The sequence below is a fragment of the Micromonospora arborensis genome, assembly GCF_003205615.1.
Classification (GTDB): domain Bacteria; phylum Actinomycetota; class Actinomycetes; order Mycobacteriales; family Micromonosporaceae; genus Micromonospora; species Micromonospora arborensis.
The window spans coordinates 1-14,550 of record NZ_PYBV01000037.1 but is presented as its reverse complement, the minus strand read 5'-3'; the positions used below and the strand labels follow the sequence as shown (position 1 = coordinate 14,550).

General features: G+C 73.4%; 12 protein-coding genes. 9 read left to right on the top strand and 3 right to left on the bottom strand.

The annotated features are described in order from the left end of the window. Positions 1-372 (bottom strand): rhodanese-like domain-containing protein (locus C7C45_RS26440; protein ID WP_110566443.1); only part of this gene is annotated, 372 nt, incomplete at its 3' end. A 456-nt stretch (positions 373-828) separates the two neighbouring features. On the opposite strand from C7C45_RS26440, the gene C7C45_RS26435 reads away from it, so the two are divergent. The 5 genes from C7C45_RS26435 to C7C45_RS26415 all read left to right on the top strand — a co-directional run bounded on the left by C7C45_RS26435 (position 829) and on the right by C7C45_RS26415 (position 6,161). Further along, entirely contained in the window at positions 829-1,563 is a 735-nt protein-coding gene (locus tag C7C45_RS26435; protein ID WP_425271174.1) for a uridine kinase family protein, read from the top strand. Positions 1,564-1,667: 104 nt separating this feature from the next. Then, positions 1,668-2,813: a M48 family metallopeptidase gene (locus tag C7C45_RS26430; RefSeq protein ID WP_110566435.1), complete on the top strand. Its 1,146-nt coding sequence runs from the start codon at positions 1,668-1,670 to the stop codon at positions 2,811-2,813. A gap of 36 nt (positions 2,814-2,849) precedes the next feature. Further along, on the top strand, positions 2,850-4,193 hold the full coding sequence (locus tag C7C45_RS26425; protein ID WP_208641362.1) for a dipeptidase: 1,344 nt from the start codon (positions 2,850-2,852) through the stop codon (positions 4,191-4,193). 77 nt (positions 4,194-4,270) lie between these two features. Then, entirely contained in the window at positions 4,271-4,477 is a 207-nt protein-coding gene (locus C7C45_RS26420) for a hypothetical protein (protein WP_030333429.1), read from the top strand. Between the two features lie 91 nt (positions 4,478-4,568). Further along, entirely contained in the window at positions 4,569-6,161 is a 1,593-nt protein-coding gene (locus tag C7C45_RS26415) for an ATP-dependent DNA ligase (RefSeq protein ID WP_244200583.1), read from the top strand. Between the two features lie 55 nt (positions 6,162-6,216). On the opposite strand, the gene C7C45_RS26410 is transcribed toward C7C45_RS26415, so the two are convergent. After that, complete coding sequence (locus C7C45_RS26410; protein WP_110566431.1) at positions 6,217-7,038, bottom strand: SURF1 family cytochrome oxidase biogenesis protein; 822 nt, start codon at positions 7,036-7,038, stop codon at positions 6,217-6,219. A gap of 184 nt (positions 7,039-7,222) precedes the next feature. Between C7C45_RS26410 and C7C45_RS26405 the strand changes: the two genes are divergently transcribed. Beyond that, positions 7,223-8,626: a cobyrinic acid a,c-diamide synthase CobB gene (locus C7C45_RS26405; protein WP_110566429.1), complete on the top strand. Its 1,404-nt coding sequence runs from the start codon at positions 7,223-7,225 to the stop codon at positions 8,624-8,626. Positions 8,627-8,641: 15 nt separating this feature from the next. Here the strand turns inward: C7C45_RS26405 and C7C45_RS26400 are convergent, their stop codons facing one another. Continuing rightward, a complete protein-coding gene (locus C7C45_RS26400; protein WP_110566427.1) occupies positions 8,642-10,771 on the bottom strand; it encodes a transglycosylase domain-containing protein in 2,130 nt (709 codons plus the stop codon). A gap of 121 nt (positions 10,772-10,892) precedes the next feature. Between C7C45_RS26400 and cobC the strand changes: the two genes are divergently transcribed. From cobC to cobA, 3 genes are read left to right on the top strand one after another with little or no spacing between them, the layout of a single operon-like run. Continuing rightward, complete coding sequence (gene cobC, locus C7C45_RS26395; protein WP_110566437.1) at positions 10,893-11,978, top strand: Rv2231c family histidinol phosphate aminotransferase CobC; 1,086 nt, start codon at positions 10,893-10,895, stop codon at positions 11,976-11,978. Further along, complete coding sequence (gene cobT, locus C7C45_RS26390) at positions 11,978-13,066, top strand: nicotinate-nucleotide--dimethylbenzimidazole phosphoribosyltransferase (protein ID WP_110566425.1); 1,089 nt, start codon at positions 11,978-11,980, stop codon at positions 13,064-13,066. Before cobC ends, cobT begins: the two co-directional genes overlap by 1 nt. Before the next feature lie 40 nt (positions 13,067-13,106). Continuing rightward, positions 13,107-14,393, top strand: coding sequence for a uroporphyrinogen-III C-methyltransferase (gene cobA / locus C7C45_RS26385; protein ID WP_110566423.1), 1,287 nt, complete (start codon positions 13,107-13,109; stop codon positions 14,391-14,393). Positions 14,394-14,550 lie beyond the last annotated feature (157 nt).

The window sequence follows — 14,550 nt, the reverse complement described above, 5'->3', positions numbered from 1 at the left end:
GGTGGGGAGTCCAGCGGCTAGCCAGGCATCGACGCCGCCGATCATGTCGGTGGCTCGGCGCAGCCCGAGGGTCTGCAGACTGGCAGCGGCCAGGCTGGAGCTGTAGCCCTGCCGGCACACCAGCACGATCTCCCGGTCGTATCCGGTGGCCTCCGGGATCCGCCAGGCACTGGCTGGATCGAGCCGCCATTCCAGCACGGTCCGGTCGATGACGACCGCCCCCGGCAGGTCGCCCTGTTCGCGGCGCTGCGGTTCGGTACGGGTGTCGACCAGCAGCGCACCGCCGCGGACCGCCTCGACGGTCTGCTGCGGAGTTAGTCGGTGCAGCCCGGCGCGGGCCTGTTCGAGCAGGGCGTCGATACCGGGGCTCATCACGTCTCGGAGCACCACCCGATCATGCCGATTCGGCAGCACCCCGGGCGGCGAACGGGCCGCGCGTCACCCGTCGCCGCCCCAATTCCCCCGGACGTGACGGTGCCCGGTCCGGGTGGTCAGCCGGACGTGTCCGCGCGGCCCACGGTGGCCGCTGATCCGCGTGATCCACTCCGCTTCGCCGACCTGGCGGTATCCCGCAATCGGGATACCGCCACATCGGCGATCTGGAGTCGATCACCCTGACCCGCGGTGGCGGCGGCATACTTCAGCCATGTGCCACGCGAGGCTGCGCTGACCTCCGAGACCGGCCGGCCGGGGCCGAGCCGCGAGACCGGGGAGACTGCGCTGGCCCCTGACACTGGCGGGCCGGGGCCGAGCCGCGAGGCCGGGGAGGCTGCGCTGGCCCCTGACACTGGCGGGCCGGGGCCGAGCCGCGAGGCCGGGGAGGCTGCGCTGGCCCCTGACACTGGCCGGCTGGCACCAAGCCGCGAGGCCGGGGGCGTCGGAGAGCGGAGCGTCGGAGAGTCGGCCGGTGCAGGTGGGGGTGTGGAGCAGCGGTCCGGCAGGATTTCCGTGGCGGTTGTCGAGGCGTACGCCGAATTGGCTCGTCGGGTGCTCGCGGGCCCGGCGCGGTTGGGGCGGACCCGGCTGGTGGCGGTCGACGGGCCGAGCGGCGCGGGTAAGAGCCGGTTCGCCGCGCGGCTCGCGGATGCCCTGGCGGCGTTGCCCGGTGGCCGGCCGCCGGTGGTGAACACCGACGACCTGCTCGACGGTTGGGACGATCAGGTCACCTTCTGGCCCCGGCTCGACGAGTGGGTGCTCGCCCCGATGCGGGAAGGGAAGCCCGGTGCCTACCGGCGGTACAGCTGGGTACGGCAACGCTTCCTGGCCCGGCCGGTCCCGGTGCCGGTGGCGCCGGTGCTGGTGCTGGAGGGGGTCAGCGCCGCCCGTGCCGTCGTCCGGCCGGAGTTGACCCTGGCGGTGTTCGTCACCGCGCCCGCGTCGTTGCGGCTGGACCGTGCGGTGGCCCGGGACGGGCCGGAGATTCTGCCCGAGCTGCGTCGCTGGCACGCCGGGGAGCGGGCGCACTTCGCCGCCGACGACACGGTGTCCCGCGCGGACCTGCTGGTGGATGGCGCTCCGGCGCTGCCGCACGACACGGACCGGTACTACGTGCGCATCCGCTGAGTGGGGCATGGACGTCGGTCACCGGCTACGGCACGATGCGAGAGGGCCGAAGCGAGAAGGCCGAAGCGAGATGGCTCAGGGCCGCGGCGAACGGGGGACTCATCATGTCGGCAACGGACGCGCCCGCGCGGCGCCGGATCACCCTCACCGGCATCAGTTCGCGGGCCTGGGAGCATCCGGCCGACCGGGGTGCCCTGGTCGCGTTGCGGGAGCTGCGCGGGTTCGACGACGTGGTGCGGGCGTTCTTCGGCATGTGGAACGAGCGGGGCTTCCGACTGTCCGTGCTGGCTTCCGGCATCCGGGTCGACCACCGGCAGTATCCGGCGGTGTGGCAGCGCTACACCGAGGCGGCGGCGGTGCTGGACGTGGCCGAGCTGCCCGAACTGTATGTGACCCAGTCGCCGTGGCTGGGTGCCGAGGCGGTCGGTCTGGACCGGCCGTTCATCGTGCTCAACTCGGCGTGCGTGCAGCAACTCGACGAGGACGAGCTGCGCTGCCTCCTCGGCCACGAGCTGGGGCACGTGGGCAGCGGGCACGCGGTCTACAAGACCATGCTCATGATCCTCACCCGGTGGGCGGCCAATCTGAGCTGGCTGCCGGTCGGTGCGATCGCCCTACGGGCCATCATCGCGGCGATGCTGGAGTGGTGGCGTAAGGCGGAGCTCTCCGCCGACCGGGCCGGTCTGCTCGCCGGTCAGGACCCGGCCGCCGCGCTGCGGCTGCTGATGAAGCTCGCCGGCGGCGGTGACCTGTCCCAGATCGACACCACGGCCTTCCTGGAGCAGGCCGCCGAGTACGCCGGCGGTGGGGACCTGCGCGACAGCCTGCACAAGATCCGGATGACCGCGTGGAGCACCCACCCGGCGCCGGTGGCACGGGCGGCCCAACTGCGCCAGTGGATCGACTCCGGGGCGTACGGGCGGGTGTTGGCCGGGGACTATCCGCGCCGCGACGACGACAGCGCGACAAGCGTCTCGGAGGAGATCAAGGCGGCCGCCGAGTCGTACCGGGAGGAGTTCAGCCGGTCCACCGACCCGCTGGTCGGGTTGCTGCGCCGGCTCGGCGACGGCGCGAGCGACGTCGGCGAGTGGGTGGGCGGCACCGCCGGCCGGGCCCGCTCCTGGATGGATGCCGCCACCGAGGCCGCCGGTCGCGCGCACCGCGCCGGCCGGGCCGCGCCCGGCGCGACCGCCGGCACGGGCCCCGCGGGAGGCGGTGACGGTACGGGCTCCGCCAGCACACCCCGGTAAGGCCGGCATACGATGCCGGTCATGACCTCACCGATCATGTCCGAGTCCGAGGTGCGGGCCGCCGTCGAGCGGGAGATGCCCGGCGTACGCGCCGACCTGGAACGCCTCGTCCGCATCCCCGGCATCGCCTTCGAGGGCTTCGACCACTCGCACGTGGAACGCTCCGCCGAGGCGGTCGCCGAGTTGCTGCGCGGCTGTGGCCTGGACGTCGACATCGTGCGTTCCGGGGGCCAGCCGGCGGTGATCGGCCGTCGGCCCGCCCCGCCCGGTGCGCCCACCGTGCTGCTCTACGCCCACCACGACGTCCAGCCGGTCGGCGACCTGTCGCTCTGGGAGTCCGACCCGTTCGAGCCGGTGGAGCGCGACGGCCGGCTCTACGCCCGGGGTGCGGCCGACGACAAGGCCGGCATCATGGCGCACGTCGCGGCGCTGCGCGCGTACGGGGACGCGTTGCCGGTCGGCGTGGTCCTCTTCATCGAGGGCGAGGAGGAGTACGGCTCCGATTCGCTGGAGCAACTGCTGGCCGACCACCGCGACAAGATCACCTCTGACGTCATCGTGATCGCCGACTCCGGCAACTGGGACATCGGCGTACCGGCGCTGACCACCTCGCTGCGGGGCATCGTCAACTGCTTCGTCGAGGTTCGCACCCTGGACCACGCGGTGCACAGCGGCATGTTCGGCGGTGCCGTGCCGGATGCGCTCACCGCGCTGGTCCGGTTGCTGGCGACGTTGCACGACGATGCCGGTGACGTGGCCGTGGACGGGCTGGTCGGCCGGGAGGGTGCCACCGTCGACTACCCGGAGGACCGGGTCCGGGCCGAGGCCGGGCTGGCCGAGGGCGTGCAGTTCATCGGCACCGGCCGGATCACCGACCGGCTCTGGACCAAGCCCGCGCTGGCGGTCCTCGGCATCGACGCGCCGGCCACCGGTGAGGCGCCGAACGCCCTGGTCCCGGCCGCGAAGGCGAAGCTCAGCATCCGTCTCGCCCCGGGCGACGACCCCAAGCGGGCGTACGCGGCGGTGCGCGCGCACCTGGAGGAGCACGCGCCGTGGGGCGCCCAGGTGACGGTCAGCTTCGAGCACGACGGCGACCCGTGCGTGATCGACGCGTCCGGCCCGATGTTCGACGCCGCCCGTTCGGCCTTCCGTACTGCCTGGGACGGCACCGCCCCGGTCGACATCGGTGTCGGCGGCTCGATCCCGTTCATCGCCACCTTCCAGGAGATGTTCCCGAAGGCGGCGATCCTGGTGACCGGCGTGGAGGATCCGCACGCCCGGGCGCACGGCCCGAACGAGAGTCTGCACCTGGGGGAGTTCGCCCGCGTCTGCCTCGCCGAGGCGCTGCTGCTGCGCAATGTGGCGGCAGCGGGCAGTTAGGTGTCGGAACGGGGATTTTGGGCCTGATCTGGGAGTTTACGGCGTGTCGGGCGGCTGGCTGTTATAGCCTTTCGTACATGAGTACGAACGAGGTGATGGCCCGGTTGGGGGCCGCTGTCAGCGCACTGGGAGACGTCGACGTCTCCGCGTGGTCCGAGGACACGCTCAACGAACAGCTTGGTGAGCTCTCCGCTGCCCTGGTCGCCCTCGACTCGGTGCTCTCCCGGGTCGCCGGCGAGGTCCGCGCCCGAGGGCTGCGCATCGAGGAGCCCGTCTCCGCGTAGGACCTGATCCGTCGTCCGCGTGAGCGGGCGGCATCTGCCGACACCGCCCGGGCACGGCAATGCCCGGGCGGTGTCGCAGGTGACTGGCAGGATGAGCGACGTGCGTTTCCTCGACCTGGCCGCCACCTCCGCCGCCGTCGGCGCCACCAGCGGCCGGCGGGCCAAGGTGGAGCTGCTCGCTGACGCGCTGCGCAGACTTGACCCGGGCGAGGTCGAGCCCGGCGCTGGCTATCTCGCCGGTGAGCTGCGCCAACGGCAGACCGGGGTCGGCTACGCCAGCCTTCGTGACCTGCCGCCACCGGCCGCCGAGCCGACGTTGACCGTGGCCGCTGTCGACGCGGCCATCGAGCAGATCGCCGCGGTGCACGGCACCGGCTCGCAGGCTCGGCGTCGGGCGCTGCTCGGTGCTCTCTACGCGGCGGCGACAGCCGACGAGCAGCGCCTGCTCACCGGTCTGTTCAGTGGCGAGTTACGGCAGGGTGCCCAGGCCGGGCTCCTCGCGGACGCGGTGGCCCGGGCCGCCGAGGTGCCGGTGGCGGCGGTTCGCCGGGCGCTGCTGCTCGCCGGTGATCTCCGGGCGGTGGCGGTGGCCGCGTTGGCCGGTGGGGCTGCCGAGTTGGCCGGGTTCGGCCTGCAGGTCGGCCGCCCGCTGGCACCGATGCTCGCGCAGAGCGCCCCCTCGGTCGACGAGGCACTCGCCGCGACCGGCACGCCGGCGGTGGTCGACGTGAAGCTCGACGGCATCCGCATCCAGGTGCACCGCTCCGGCGCCGACATCGCCGTCTTCACCCGCAGCCTCGACGAGATCACCGCCCGGGTGCCCGAGGTGGTCGCCGCGGTCCGTGCCCTGCCGGGCCGGGAGTTGGTGCTCGACGGCGAGGCGATCGGCCTGGACGCGACGGGTCGCCCGCTGCCGTTCCAGCAGACGTCGAGTCGGGCCGCCCGACGCACCACCCCCAGCACCACCGGGCGCACACCGGTCGCCCCGGCGGTGCTCGCCGCGGCGGCCAGCACCGGCGCGACCGTGCTCACTCCGTACTTCTTCGACCTGCTGCACCTCGACGGTGAAGACCTGATCGACCTGCCCGGCCGGGAACGGTGGGCCGCCCTGGGCGGTGCGGTGGACTCGTCGCTGCTGGTCGGGCGCATGGAGGTGGACGGCCCGGAGCAGGCCGCCGCCGCGTTCGCCGCGGCGCTCGACGCCGGGCAGGAGGGCGTGGTGGTCAAGGCACCGGACGCCCCCTACGACGCCGGCCGGCGCGGTGCCGCCTGGGTCAAGGTCAAACCCCGGCACACCCTCGACCTGGTCGTGCTCGCCGTCGAGTGGGGCAGTGGCCGACGGCAGGGCTGGCTGTCCAACCTGCACCTGGGTGCGCGCGACCCGCACAGCGGTGACTTCGTCATGCTCGGCAAGACGTTCAAGGGCCTCACCGACGAGTTGTTGCGCTGGCAGACCGAACGATTCCTCGACCTCGCCGTGGAGCGCGGCGACTGGGTGGTCCGGGTCCGCCCCGAGCAGGTGGTGGAGATCGCCTTCGACGGGGTGCAGACAAGCTCGCGCTATCCCGGCGGGATGGCGCTGCGCTTCGCCCGGGTGGTGCGGTATCGCGATGACAAGTCCGCCGCCGAGGCGGACACGATCGACGCCGTCCGTGCCATCCACGCCGGCCGCGTCACCGGCTGACCGGCCGCGCCAGCCCCGGTCACCGCTCTGGTTGGGACGCCGGCCCGCGCCTCGGTCAGGCGGACGCGCTCGGCGTCGGCTCGGCCGCCCGGTCCAACGGACCCGGGTCGACGCCGATGCCGGCGGCGCGGCGGGCCTCTCGGCGGGCCACCCAGCCGTAGCCGAACAGGGACATCACCGCGAAGAGCCACCACTGCACGACGTAGCCGAAGTTCTGCCAGTTGTTGGTGTGCCCGACCGGCACCGCCTTGAACACCGGGTCGGCCGACGGGGTCTGCTCGTCCAACAGCAGGTAGGCGCCGTAGACCGGGTAGGGCAGCTCGGCGGCGAGCCGGGACACCCCGATCCGCCGGATCTCCAGCCGACCGTCGCGCCGCGCCACCGCGCCGGCGCCGCTCTCGGTCTCGTGCACCCTGCCGACCACCGTCACGTCGCCGGTCGGCGCGGCCGGCACCGTGGGCTGGGCGGTCGCCCCACCCGGCGCCGGTGGGATCCAGCCCCGATCGATCAGCAGCGCGGTGCCGTCGGGGAGCACCAGCGGGGTGAGCACCTCGAAGCCGACCCGGCTGTCCACCGTCCGGCCACGGACCAGCACGGTGTTCGTCGGGTCGTACCGGCCGGTGACGGTGACCCGGGTCCAGACCTTGTCGTCGGCGGGGGCCGGGCCCGTCGTCCCCGCGCCACCGGTGGGTGCGCGCAGCGCGTCGGGCAGCGGCGCCGGGGCCATCCGCTGGCCCGCGTCGATCCGTTCGTTGACCTCGGTACGCCCCCGGTAGCGGTCCAGCTGCCAGTTGCCGAGGAACACCATGACGGCGGCGGCGACCAGGGTCAGCGCGAGGGCGCCCAGCCAACGTGGGCTCAGCAGGAACCGGTACACGGCACCGAGGCTACTCGTATGACCGGCGCCACTGACCTGGACCGGGCCCGGGAGTGGGCCAGGACCGTGCCGCCGGCCCCGGTTGGCGGTGCTCGCGTCTCCAACCGGACAGGTATCGTCACGCCGACGGATCGGCCCCGGTCGTCCCCGTCGCGTACCCGCCGCCGCTCGCGAGGAGTCGATAATGACCGTCGTGCCGCGCCTGGTGCTCAGCGCGCCGTCCTCCGGGCACGGTAAGAACGCGCTGGCGATCGGGCTGCTCGCCGCCCTGGCCGAGCGGGGGGTCGACGTCGCCGGGTTCAAGCTCGGGCCGGATCACGTCGACGCCGCCTACCTCGGCCTCGCCTCCGGTCGGCCAGGCCGGGCGATCGATCCCCGGCTGGTCGGCGTCGACCGGCTCGCCCCGCTGGTGGCGCACGGCGCTGCCGGTGCCGGGCTCGCCGTGGTGCAGGGCAGCATGGGCCTGTACGACTCGGTCGGTGGCCGCCCCGAGCAGGAGTCCACGGCGGCTGCGGCCGCCGCGCTGCGCAGCCCGGTGGTGCTGGTTGTCGACGTGGCCGCGATGGGTCAGTCGGTGGCTGCCCTGGTGCACGGTTTCCGCTCGTACGACGAGCAGTTGTGGCTCGGCGGGGTGATCCTCAACCGGGTGGCGTCCTCCCGGCACGAGGCGATGCTGCGCGAGGCGTTGGACGACGTGGGTGTGCCGGTCTACGGTGCGCTGCGTCGCCACGACCTGCCGGCGGTGCTGCCGTCGCGGCGGCACGGTGTGGCGCCGGTGGTCGACGGGTCCGCCGACGCCGTCCGGGCGGTCCGTCGGCTGGGCGAGGCCGTCGCCGCCACGGTCGACCTGGAACGGCTGCTCGGGCTGGCCCGTTCGGCCCCACCGCTGCCAGCCCCGGCCTGGTCGCCCGAGGAGGCCCTTGGCGCGTTCACCGTTCCGGCGGACCGCCCGTTGGTGGCACTGGCCGGTGGGCCGGGTGGCAGCTTCAGCCATCCGGAGACCGCCGAGCTGCTGCGGGCGGCCGGCGCCGAGGTCGTCACCGTCGATCCGCTGCGTGACGAGGCGCTGCCGGTCGGCACCCGCGCGCTGGTCGTCGGGGGCGCGCTGCCCGAGGCGTACGCCGAGCAGTTGTCCGCCAATCGGCGGCTGTGCATCGCGGTGGCCGAGTTGGCGCGGACCGGGCGTCCGGTGATCGCCGAGGGCGCCGGGCTGCTCTGGCTGGCCCGGGAGCTGGACGGGCTGCCGATGTGCGGTGTCCTCGACGCGGTCGGTGTCAGCAGGGACGGCCTGGTGGCCGGCTACCGGGAGGCGACCGCGCAGACCGACAGCGTGGTCGCCGCCCAGGGCACGGTGCTGGTCGGCCACAAGGCGCACCGTGCGGTGCTCACCCCCCGCGCTGGTCAGCGCCCGGCGTGGAGCTGGGACGGGGGTGCCCCGGAGGGCTTCGTCTGGCGCAACGTGCACGCCTCGCAGCTCACCCTGCACTGGGCCGGTCATCCGGCCACGGCCGCCCGGTTGGTCGCCGCGGCGGCGACCGACCCGGCGGCCGAGGTGGTGCCCGCGGAGTCCGGCGAGGTGCCGGTGTGATCGGGCGGCGACGCGTCAGCCGACGATCGCGTCCGACGGCGGGGTGAACTGGCGGGTCGGTGTGCCCTTCAGGCCGTCGCGGAGGGTCTCCGCCACCGCCTTGATCGGGATCTGGGACTGCCCGTCACCGACCGCGTTGAACGGGTTGTCCGGGTCGGAGATGAAGCTCGCCGCGGCCAACTCCGGGGTGTAGCCGACGAACCAGGCGGACCGGGTGCTGTCGGTGGTACCGGTCTTGCCGGCCACCGGGCGCCCGACCGTGCCTCGCACGCTGTCGGCGGTGGACCAGCCGCCGCAGCTACCGCGCGCCGGGGTGTCCCCGGTCGGGCAGCGGGCGGCGTCGGTGGCTGCCCGGGCGGCGTCCGCGCTGACCACCTGCCGGCAGCGCGGCTTGGCCACCTCACGTTGGATGCCACCAGGGGTGGTGTACGTGGCCGGCGTGCCGTCCCGGTTCATGATCGCCTGTACCGGGATCGCCTCGCAGTAGCGGCCGTCGGCTGCGATGGCGGCGTAGGCGTTCGCCATCTCCAGCGGGGTGGCGTCGGAGACGCCGAGCGTGAACGCGCCCCACTTCTTCACCTTGGCCGGGGACGCCTGTTCCCGGTCGACGTCGGTGCGCCACCGTAGCCCGAGCTGTTCGGCCAGCCGGACCGCCCGGTCCGCGCCGACCTTCTCCTCCAGCCACACGAAGTACGTGTTGACCGATTTGCCGAAGCCGGACCACATGGTCTGTTGGCCGGTCATGGCGCCGCTGGCGTTGGAGGGCGCCCAACCGTCGTAGACGGAGGACTTGTAGCGGTACGGGGCGTTGAACGAGGTGGAGAGCGTCATCCCCGAGTCCAGCGCGGCGAGCATCGGGAACATCTTGAACGTCGATCCGGCCTGGTAGCCCGCCAGGTCACCGCCGCCGAGCAGTGGTGCCACCGTGTTCGGGTAGTTGGCCTTCACCTTCGGCCCGGCCTCGGGATTGGAGCTCTGCGGGTTTTCGGCCAGGTCCAGGGAGTACGTCCGGTTCACCGCCATCGCCTTCACCCGGCCGGTACCCGGCTCGGAGACCACGATCCCGTTGGCGAACGGGCTGCCGGTGGCCTCCTTGCTGCCGACGTTCTTCTCCGCCGCCTCCTGGACCTTCGGGTCGAGGCTGAGCACGATCCGGTAGCCGCCCCGGCGCAGCTTGTCCATCCGTTCCAGCCGGTTCGCCCCGAACGCGGGCTGCGCACTCCACCAGTTCTTCAGGTAGTCGCAGGCGAAGCCCCAGCTGTTGTACTTGTCCGCCACGGCGGCGCAGTCGTGCGGCGGGGTCGTCAGCTTCAGCCGGATCGGCTCGGCCTTGGCGGCGGCGGCCGAGTCGGGGGAGAGGTAGCCGAGCTGGCCCATCCGGTCGAGCACGTAGTTGCGCCGCCCGGTGGCCTCCTTCTGGTCGGAGTCGGCCGGGTCGTACTCCGATGGGGACTTGACCAAGCCGGCGAGGGTGGCGGCCTCGACCGGGGTGAGGTCCTTCGGGGTCTTGGAGAAGAAGATCTCGCTGGCCGCGTAGATGCCGTACGCCCGGTGCCCGAAGTACGCCGAGTTCAGGTAGCGCTCCATGATCTGTTCCTTGCTCATCTCCTTCTCCAGGTCCAGCGCCATCCGCATCTCCTTGACCTTGCGCAGGCTGGTCTGCTGGGTGGCTTCCTGAACCTCCTTGGGCGTGGTCGCGCTGTCCCGCAGGGCCATCCGGACGTACTGCATGGTCAGCGTCGAGGCACCCTGGGAGCCACCGGAGCGGGCGTTGGACACGAAGGCGCGCACCACACCCTTCGGGTCGACGCCGTGGTGCTGGTAGAAGCGGGAGTCCTCGGCGGCGACGATCGCCTGCTGGATGTTCGGCGACATGTCCGACAGCTTGGTGTACTGCCGGTACTCCTCGTAGAACATGGTCAGCACGGTCTTGCCGTCCGGGGCGTAGACGTAGGAGGTCTCTGCGGGCAGGGCGGTGGTCAGCACTCTGGTCTTCTGCTCCACCGCGTGTGCGGTGGCCTTCGCGCCGAGCCCGGTGAGGGCGACGAGCGGGTACGCGGCGGCGGCGATCACGATTCCGGCGATCAGTCCGGCGCGGAGAAGAGGGACGAGTCGACCAGCGGCAGCAAGGGGTCGGTTACTCACGGTTAAAAGTTATGACATTTCCGATTCGTACATGAGAAGAACTCTTAAACCGCCGCGTGGTGACGTGGCTTACGTCGAGATCGCCTGTCCCACCGGCCACCTTCCCGGCAGGATCGCGGACATGTCTGATCAGCCGAGCGCGATCGCCCCGCCCACCGGGGCCGAGCCGGACCTCGCGCACCACGGCGACGCGGAGGCGACCGCCGGCCTGATCGACCTCGCCGTCAACGTCCGTCAGGCACGACCGCCCGACTGGCTGACCGGCCCGATCGCCGCGACCCTGACCGACCTGGCCCGCTACCCGGATCCGGCGTCGGCCCGGGCGGCGGTCGCCGCCCGACACCGCCGTCACCCGAACGAGGTGCTGCTCACCGCCGGTGCCGCCGAAGGTTTCGTGCTGATCGCCCAGGCGCTCCGCGGCGTTCGCCGGCCGGTGGTGGTGCACCCCCAGTTCACCGAGCCGGAGGCGGCACTGCGGGCCGCCGGGCACCCGGTCGAGCGCGTGCTGCTGGACCCCGCCGACGACTTCCGGCTCGACCCGTCCCGGGTGCCCGCCGACGCCGACCTGGTGATGATCGGCAACCCGACCAACCCGACCTCGGTGCTGCACCCGGCGCAGACGGTTGCCGCGCTGGCCCGCCCCGGCCGGGTGCTGGTGGTCGACGAGGCGTTCGCCGACACCACCATCGCCCCGGGGCGCACCGGCGAACCCGAGTCGCTGGCCGAGCGGCGTGACCTACCCGGTCTGCTCGTGCTGCGCAGCCTCACCAAGACGTGGGGCCTGGCCGGCCTGCGGATCGGCTATCTGCTCGGCGCTGCGGAGCTGCTGAGCCGGCTGGCCGCCGTCCAACCGCTCTGGGCCGTCTCCACACCCGCGCTCGCCGCCGCGTCGGCCTGCGCCACCGACGTCGCGGTCCAGGCCGAACGCGAGATCGCCGCCGAGCTCGCCGCCGACCGCGACCACCTGGTCGCCCGCCTCACCGGCCTGCCCGGTGTACGCGTCGTCGGCCGTCCCGCCAGCGCGTTCGTCCTGCTGCACCTGCCGGGCGCGACCCCGATCCGGGCCGCCCTGCGCGAGCGCGGCTGGGCGGTGCGCCGAGGCGACACGTTCCCCGGCCTCGGCCCGGACTGGCTGCGGGTGGCGGTGCGCGATCGAAACACCACCGACGCTTTCATCGACGTGCTGCGCGAGACCATGGAGGCATGATGTTGGAGACCACGATCGCGGCGATCCGGCCGGCGGACCAGACGGCCATGGCCGCCGCCCGTGAGCTGCACGGCCGACTGACCAAGCCGGCGGGCTCGCTGGGCGCGCTGGAGGAGCTTTCGGTACGCCTCGCAGGCCTGGCCGGGGCCTGCCCGCCACCGCTGCCCGAGCCGGCCGCAGTGGCGATCTTCGCGGGTGACCACGGGGTGCACGCCCAGGGGGTCAGCCCGTGGCCGCAGGAGGTCACCGGGCAGATGATCGGCAACTTCCTGGCTGGCGGGGCCGTGGTCAACGCGTTCGCCCGGCAGGCCGGCGCCTCGGTAACCGTGGTCGACGTCGGTGTGGCCACCCCGCTGCCCGCCCAGCCCACCGCTCTCGACCCGGCTGCCCTCGATCCGGCGGTGCCCCGGCTGGTTGTCGCGTCGGTCCGCCGGGGCACCCGCGATTTCACGGTGACCGCCGCGCTCACCCGGGACGAGGCACTGGCAGCGGTGCAGACCGGCATCCGGATCGCCGACGAGCTGATCGACGCCGGAGCCGGCATCCTGCTCACCGGTGACATGGGCATCGGCAACACCACCCCGGCCGCTGCGCTGATCGCCGCGTTCACCGGCGCCGATCCGCTCGACGCCACCGGTCGGGGCACCGGCATCGACGATCCGACGTACGCCCACAAGGTCGCCGTGGTGCGGGCCGCGCTGGCCCGGCACGCACCCGACCCGGCCGACCCGCTGGGGGTGCTGGCCGCCGTCGGTGGCCTGGAGCACGCCGCGCTGGCCGGGCTGATCCTGGGTGCCGCGGCCCGCCGCACACCGGTGCTGCTGGACGGCGTGATCGCGGTCTCGGCCGCGCTCGCCGCCGCCGCGTTCGCCCCGGACGCGGTGAGCGCCATGGTCGCCGGGCACCGTTCGGCCGAGCCGGGCGCGACGGTGGCACTGCGGCACCTCGGCCTCGACCCGCTGATCGACCTGGGGCTGCGCCTCGGCGAGGGCACCGGCGCGCTGCTGGCGTTGCCCGTGGTCACCGGCGCGGTCCGGGTGCTGCACGAGGTGGCCACGTTCGACTCCGCCGGGGTGGCCGAGAAGTGACGAGGCGCAGCGAGCGAGCCGTCCGCCTCGGTGGTGCGGCGTGACCTCCAATCCGTACCCCCTTGGTTTGCGGCTCGACGGGCGGCGGGTGGTCGTGGTGGGTGGTGGCGCGGTCGCCACCCGGCGGGTGCCCGCGCTGCTGGACGCCGGCGCGGACGTCCTGCTGGTGGCACCGGAGCTGACCCCGGCGCTGCGCGCCCGGGTCGACGCGGGTCGGCTGCACTGGGTGCCACGCCGGTTCCTGCCTGCGGACCTGGACGGCGCGTGGCTGGTCCAGGTGGCGATCGATGACCCGATCGCGGCTGCCTCGGTGAGCGCCGTCGCCGCCGAGCGGCGGATCTTCTGTGTCCGGGCCGACGACCGGACGGCCGCCACCGCCTGGACCCCGGCGGTGACCCGGCACGGCCCGGTCACCGTGGCGGTGTTCGGCGGCGGCGATCCCCGCCGGGCGATGACCGTCCGCGACGCGATCCGCGACCTGCTCGCCGTCCGCCTGGCAGCGGACGGAAGCACACCGGCGCAGAGCCGGCCCCACGCTCCGACCGGTGTGACCGGTGTGACCGCCGCGACCCCCGGCGTGCCCGGCGTGACCGGGCGGGCGGCTGGGCGGGTGGCGCTGGTCGGGGCGGGGCCGGGTGATCCGGAGCTGATCACCGTGCGGGGTTGGCGGCTGCTCACCGAGGCCGACGTGGTGGTCGCCGACCGGCTGGTGCCCGGCCTGCTCCTCGACGAGCTGCGCCCGGACGTCGAGCTGGTGGACGCCTCGAAGATCCCCTACGGACCGTCCCGGGCTCAGGAGGAGATCAACCAGATCCTGGTCGACCGTGCGCTGGCTGGCGCGGTTGTGGTGCGGCTCAAGGGTGGCGACCCGTACGTCTTCGGTCGTGGCGGCGAGGAGTTGCTGGCCTGCGCGGAGGCCGGCGTGCCGGTGACCGTGGTGCCCGGGGTGACCAGCTCGATCGCCGCTCCCTCCGCAGCCGGGATTCCGGTCACCCATCGAGGGGTGGCGCACGAGTTCACAGTGGTCTCCGGGCACCTGGCACCCGACTCACCGGCGTCGCTGGTGCGTTGGGACGCCCTCGCGGGTCTGCGCGGCACCCTGGTGATCCTGATGGGGTTGAAGAACCTCGCCGCCATCACGGCCACCCTGATCGCCCACGGTCGGTCGCCGCAGACGCCGGCAGCCGTCGTCCAGGAGGCCACGACAGGCACCCAGCGGGCGCTGCGGTCCACGCTGGGCGAGGTGGCCGCCGACGCGCTCGCCGCCGACATACGGCCACCCGCAGTCGTCGTGGTTGGTGACGTGGTGGGTGCACTCGACGGGTGAGCAAACGGGCATGCGGGTTCCGGCGCTAATCCCGCTGGGATGAAGTCGCAGCTCCGGCACAGCTGGTGGCATCGGTCGGTCTGGGCCAGCGCGGCCCTGGGGGTGCCGCCGGCCCGAGGATCGGGTGGTTCCCGGGCACCCTTTGCTCTGCTTCAGC

Bases quoted from the DNA above. Each gene is read 5' to 3' on its own strand.
- C7C45_RS26430 (WP_110566435.1), top strand. From the start codon at position 1,668: ATGTCGGCAACGGACGCGCCCGCGCGGCGCCGGATCACCCTCACCGGC.
- C7C45_RS26425 (WP_208641362.1), top strand. From the start codon at position 2,850: ATGTCCGAGTCCGAGGTGCGGGCCGCCGTCGAGCGGGAGATGCCCGGC.
- C7C45_RS26420 (WP_030333429.1), top strand. From the start codon at position 4,271: ATGAGTACGAACGAGGTGATGGCCCGGTTGGGGGCCGCTGTCAGCGCA.
- C7C45_RS26415 (WP_244200583.1), top strand. From the start codon at position 4,569: ATGAGCGACGTGCGTTTCCTCGACCTGGCCGCCACCTCCGCCGCCGTC.
- C7C45_RS26405 (WP_110566429.1), top strand. From the start codon at position 7,223: ATGACCGTCGTGCCGCGCCTGGTGCTCAGCGCGCCGTCCTCCGGGCAC.
- cobC (WP_110566437.1), top strand. From the start codon at position 10,893: ATGTCTGATCAGCCGAGCGCGATCGCCCCGCCCACCGGGGCCGAGCCG.
- cobT (WP_110566425.1), top strand. From the start codon at position 11,978: ATGTTGGAGACCACGATCGCGGCGATCCGGCCGGCGGACCAGACGGCC.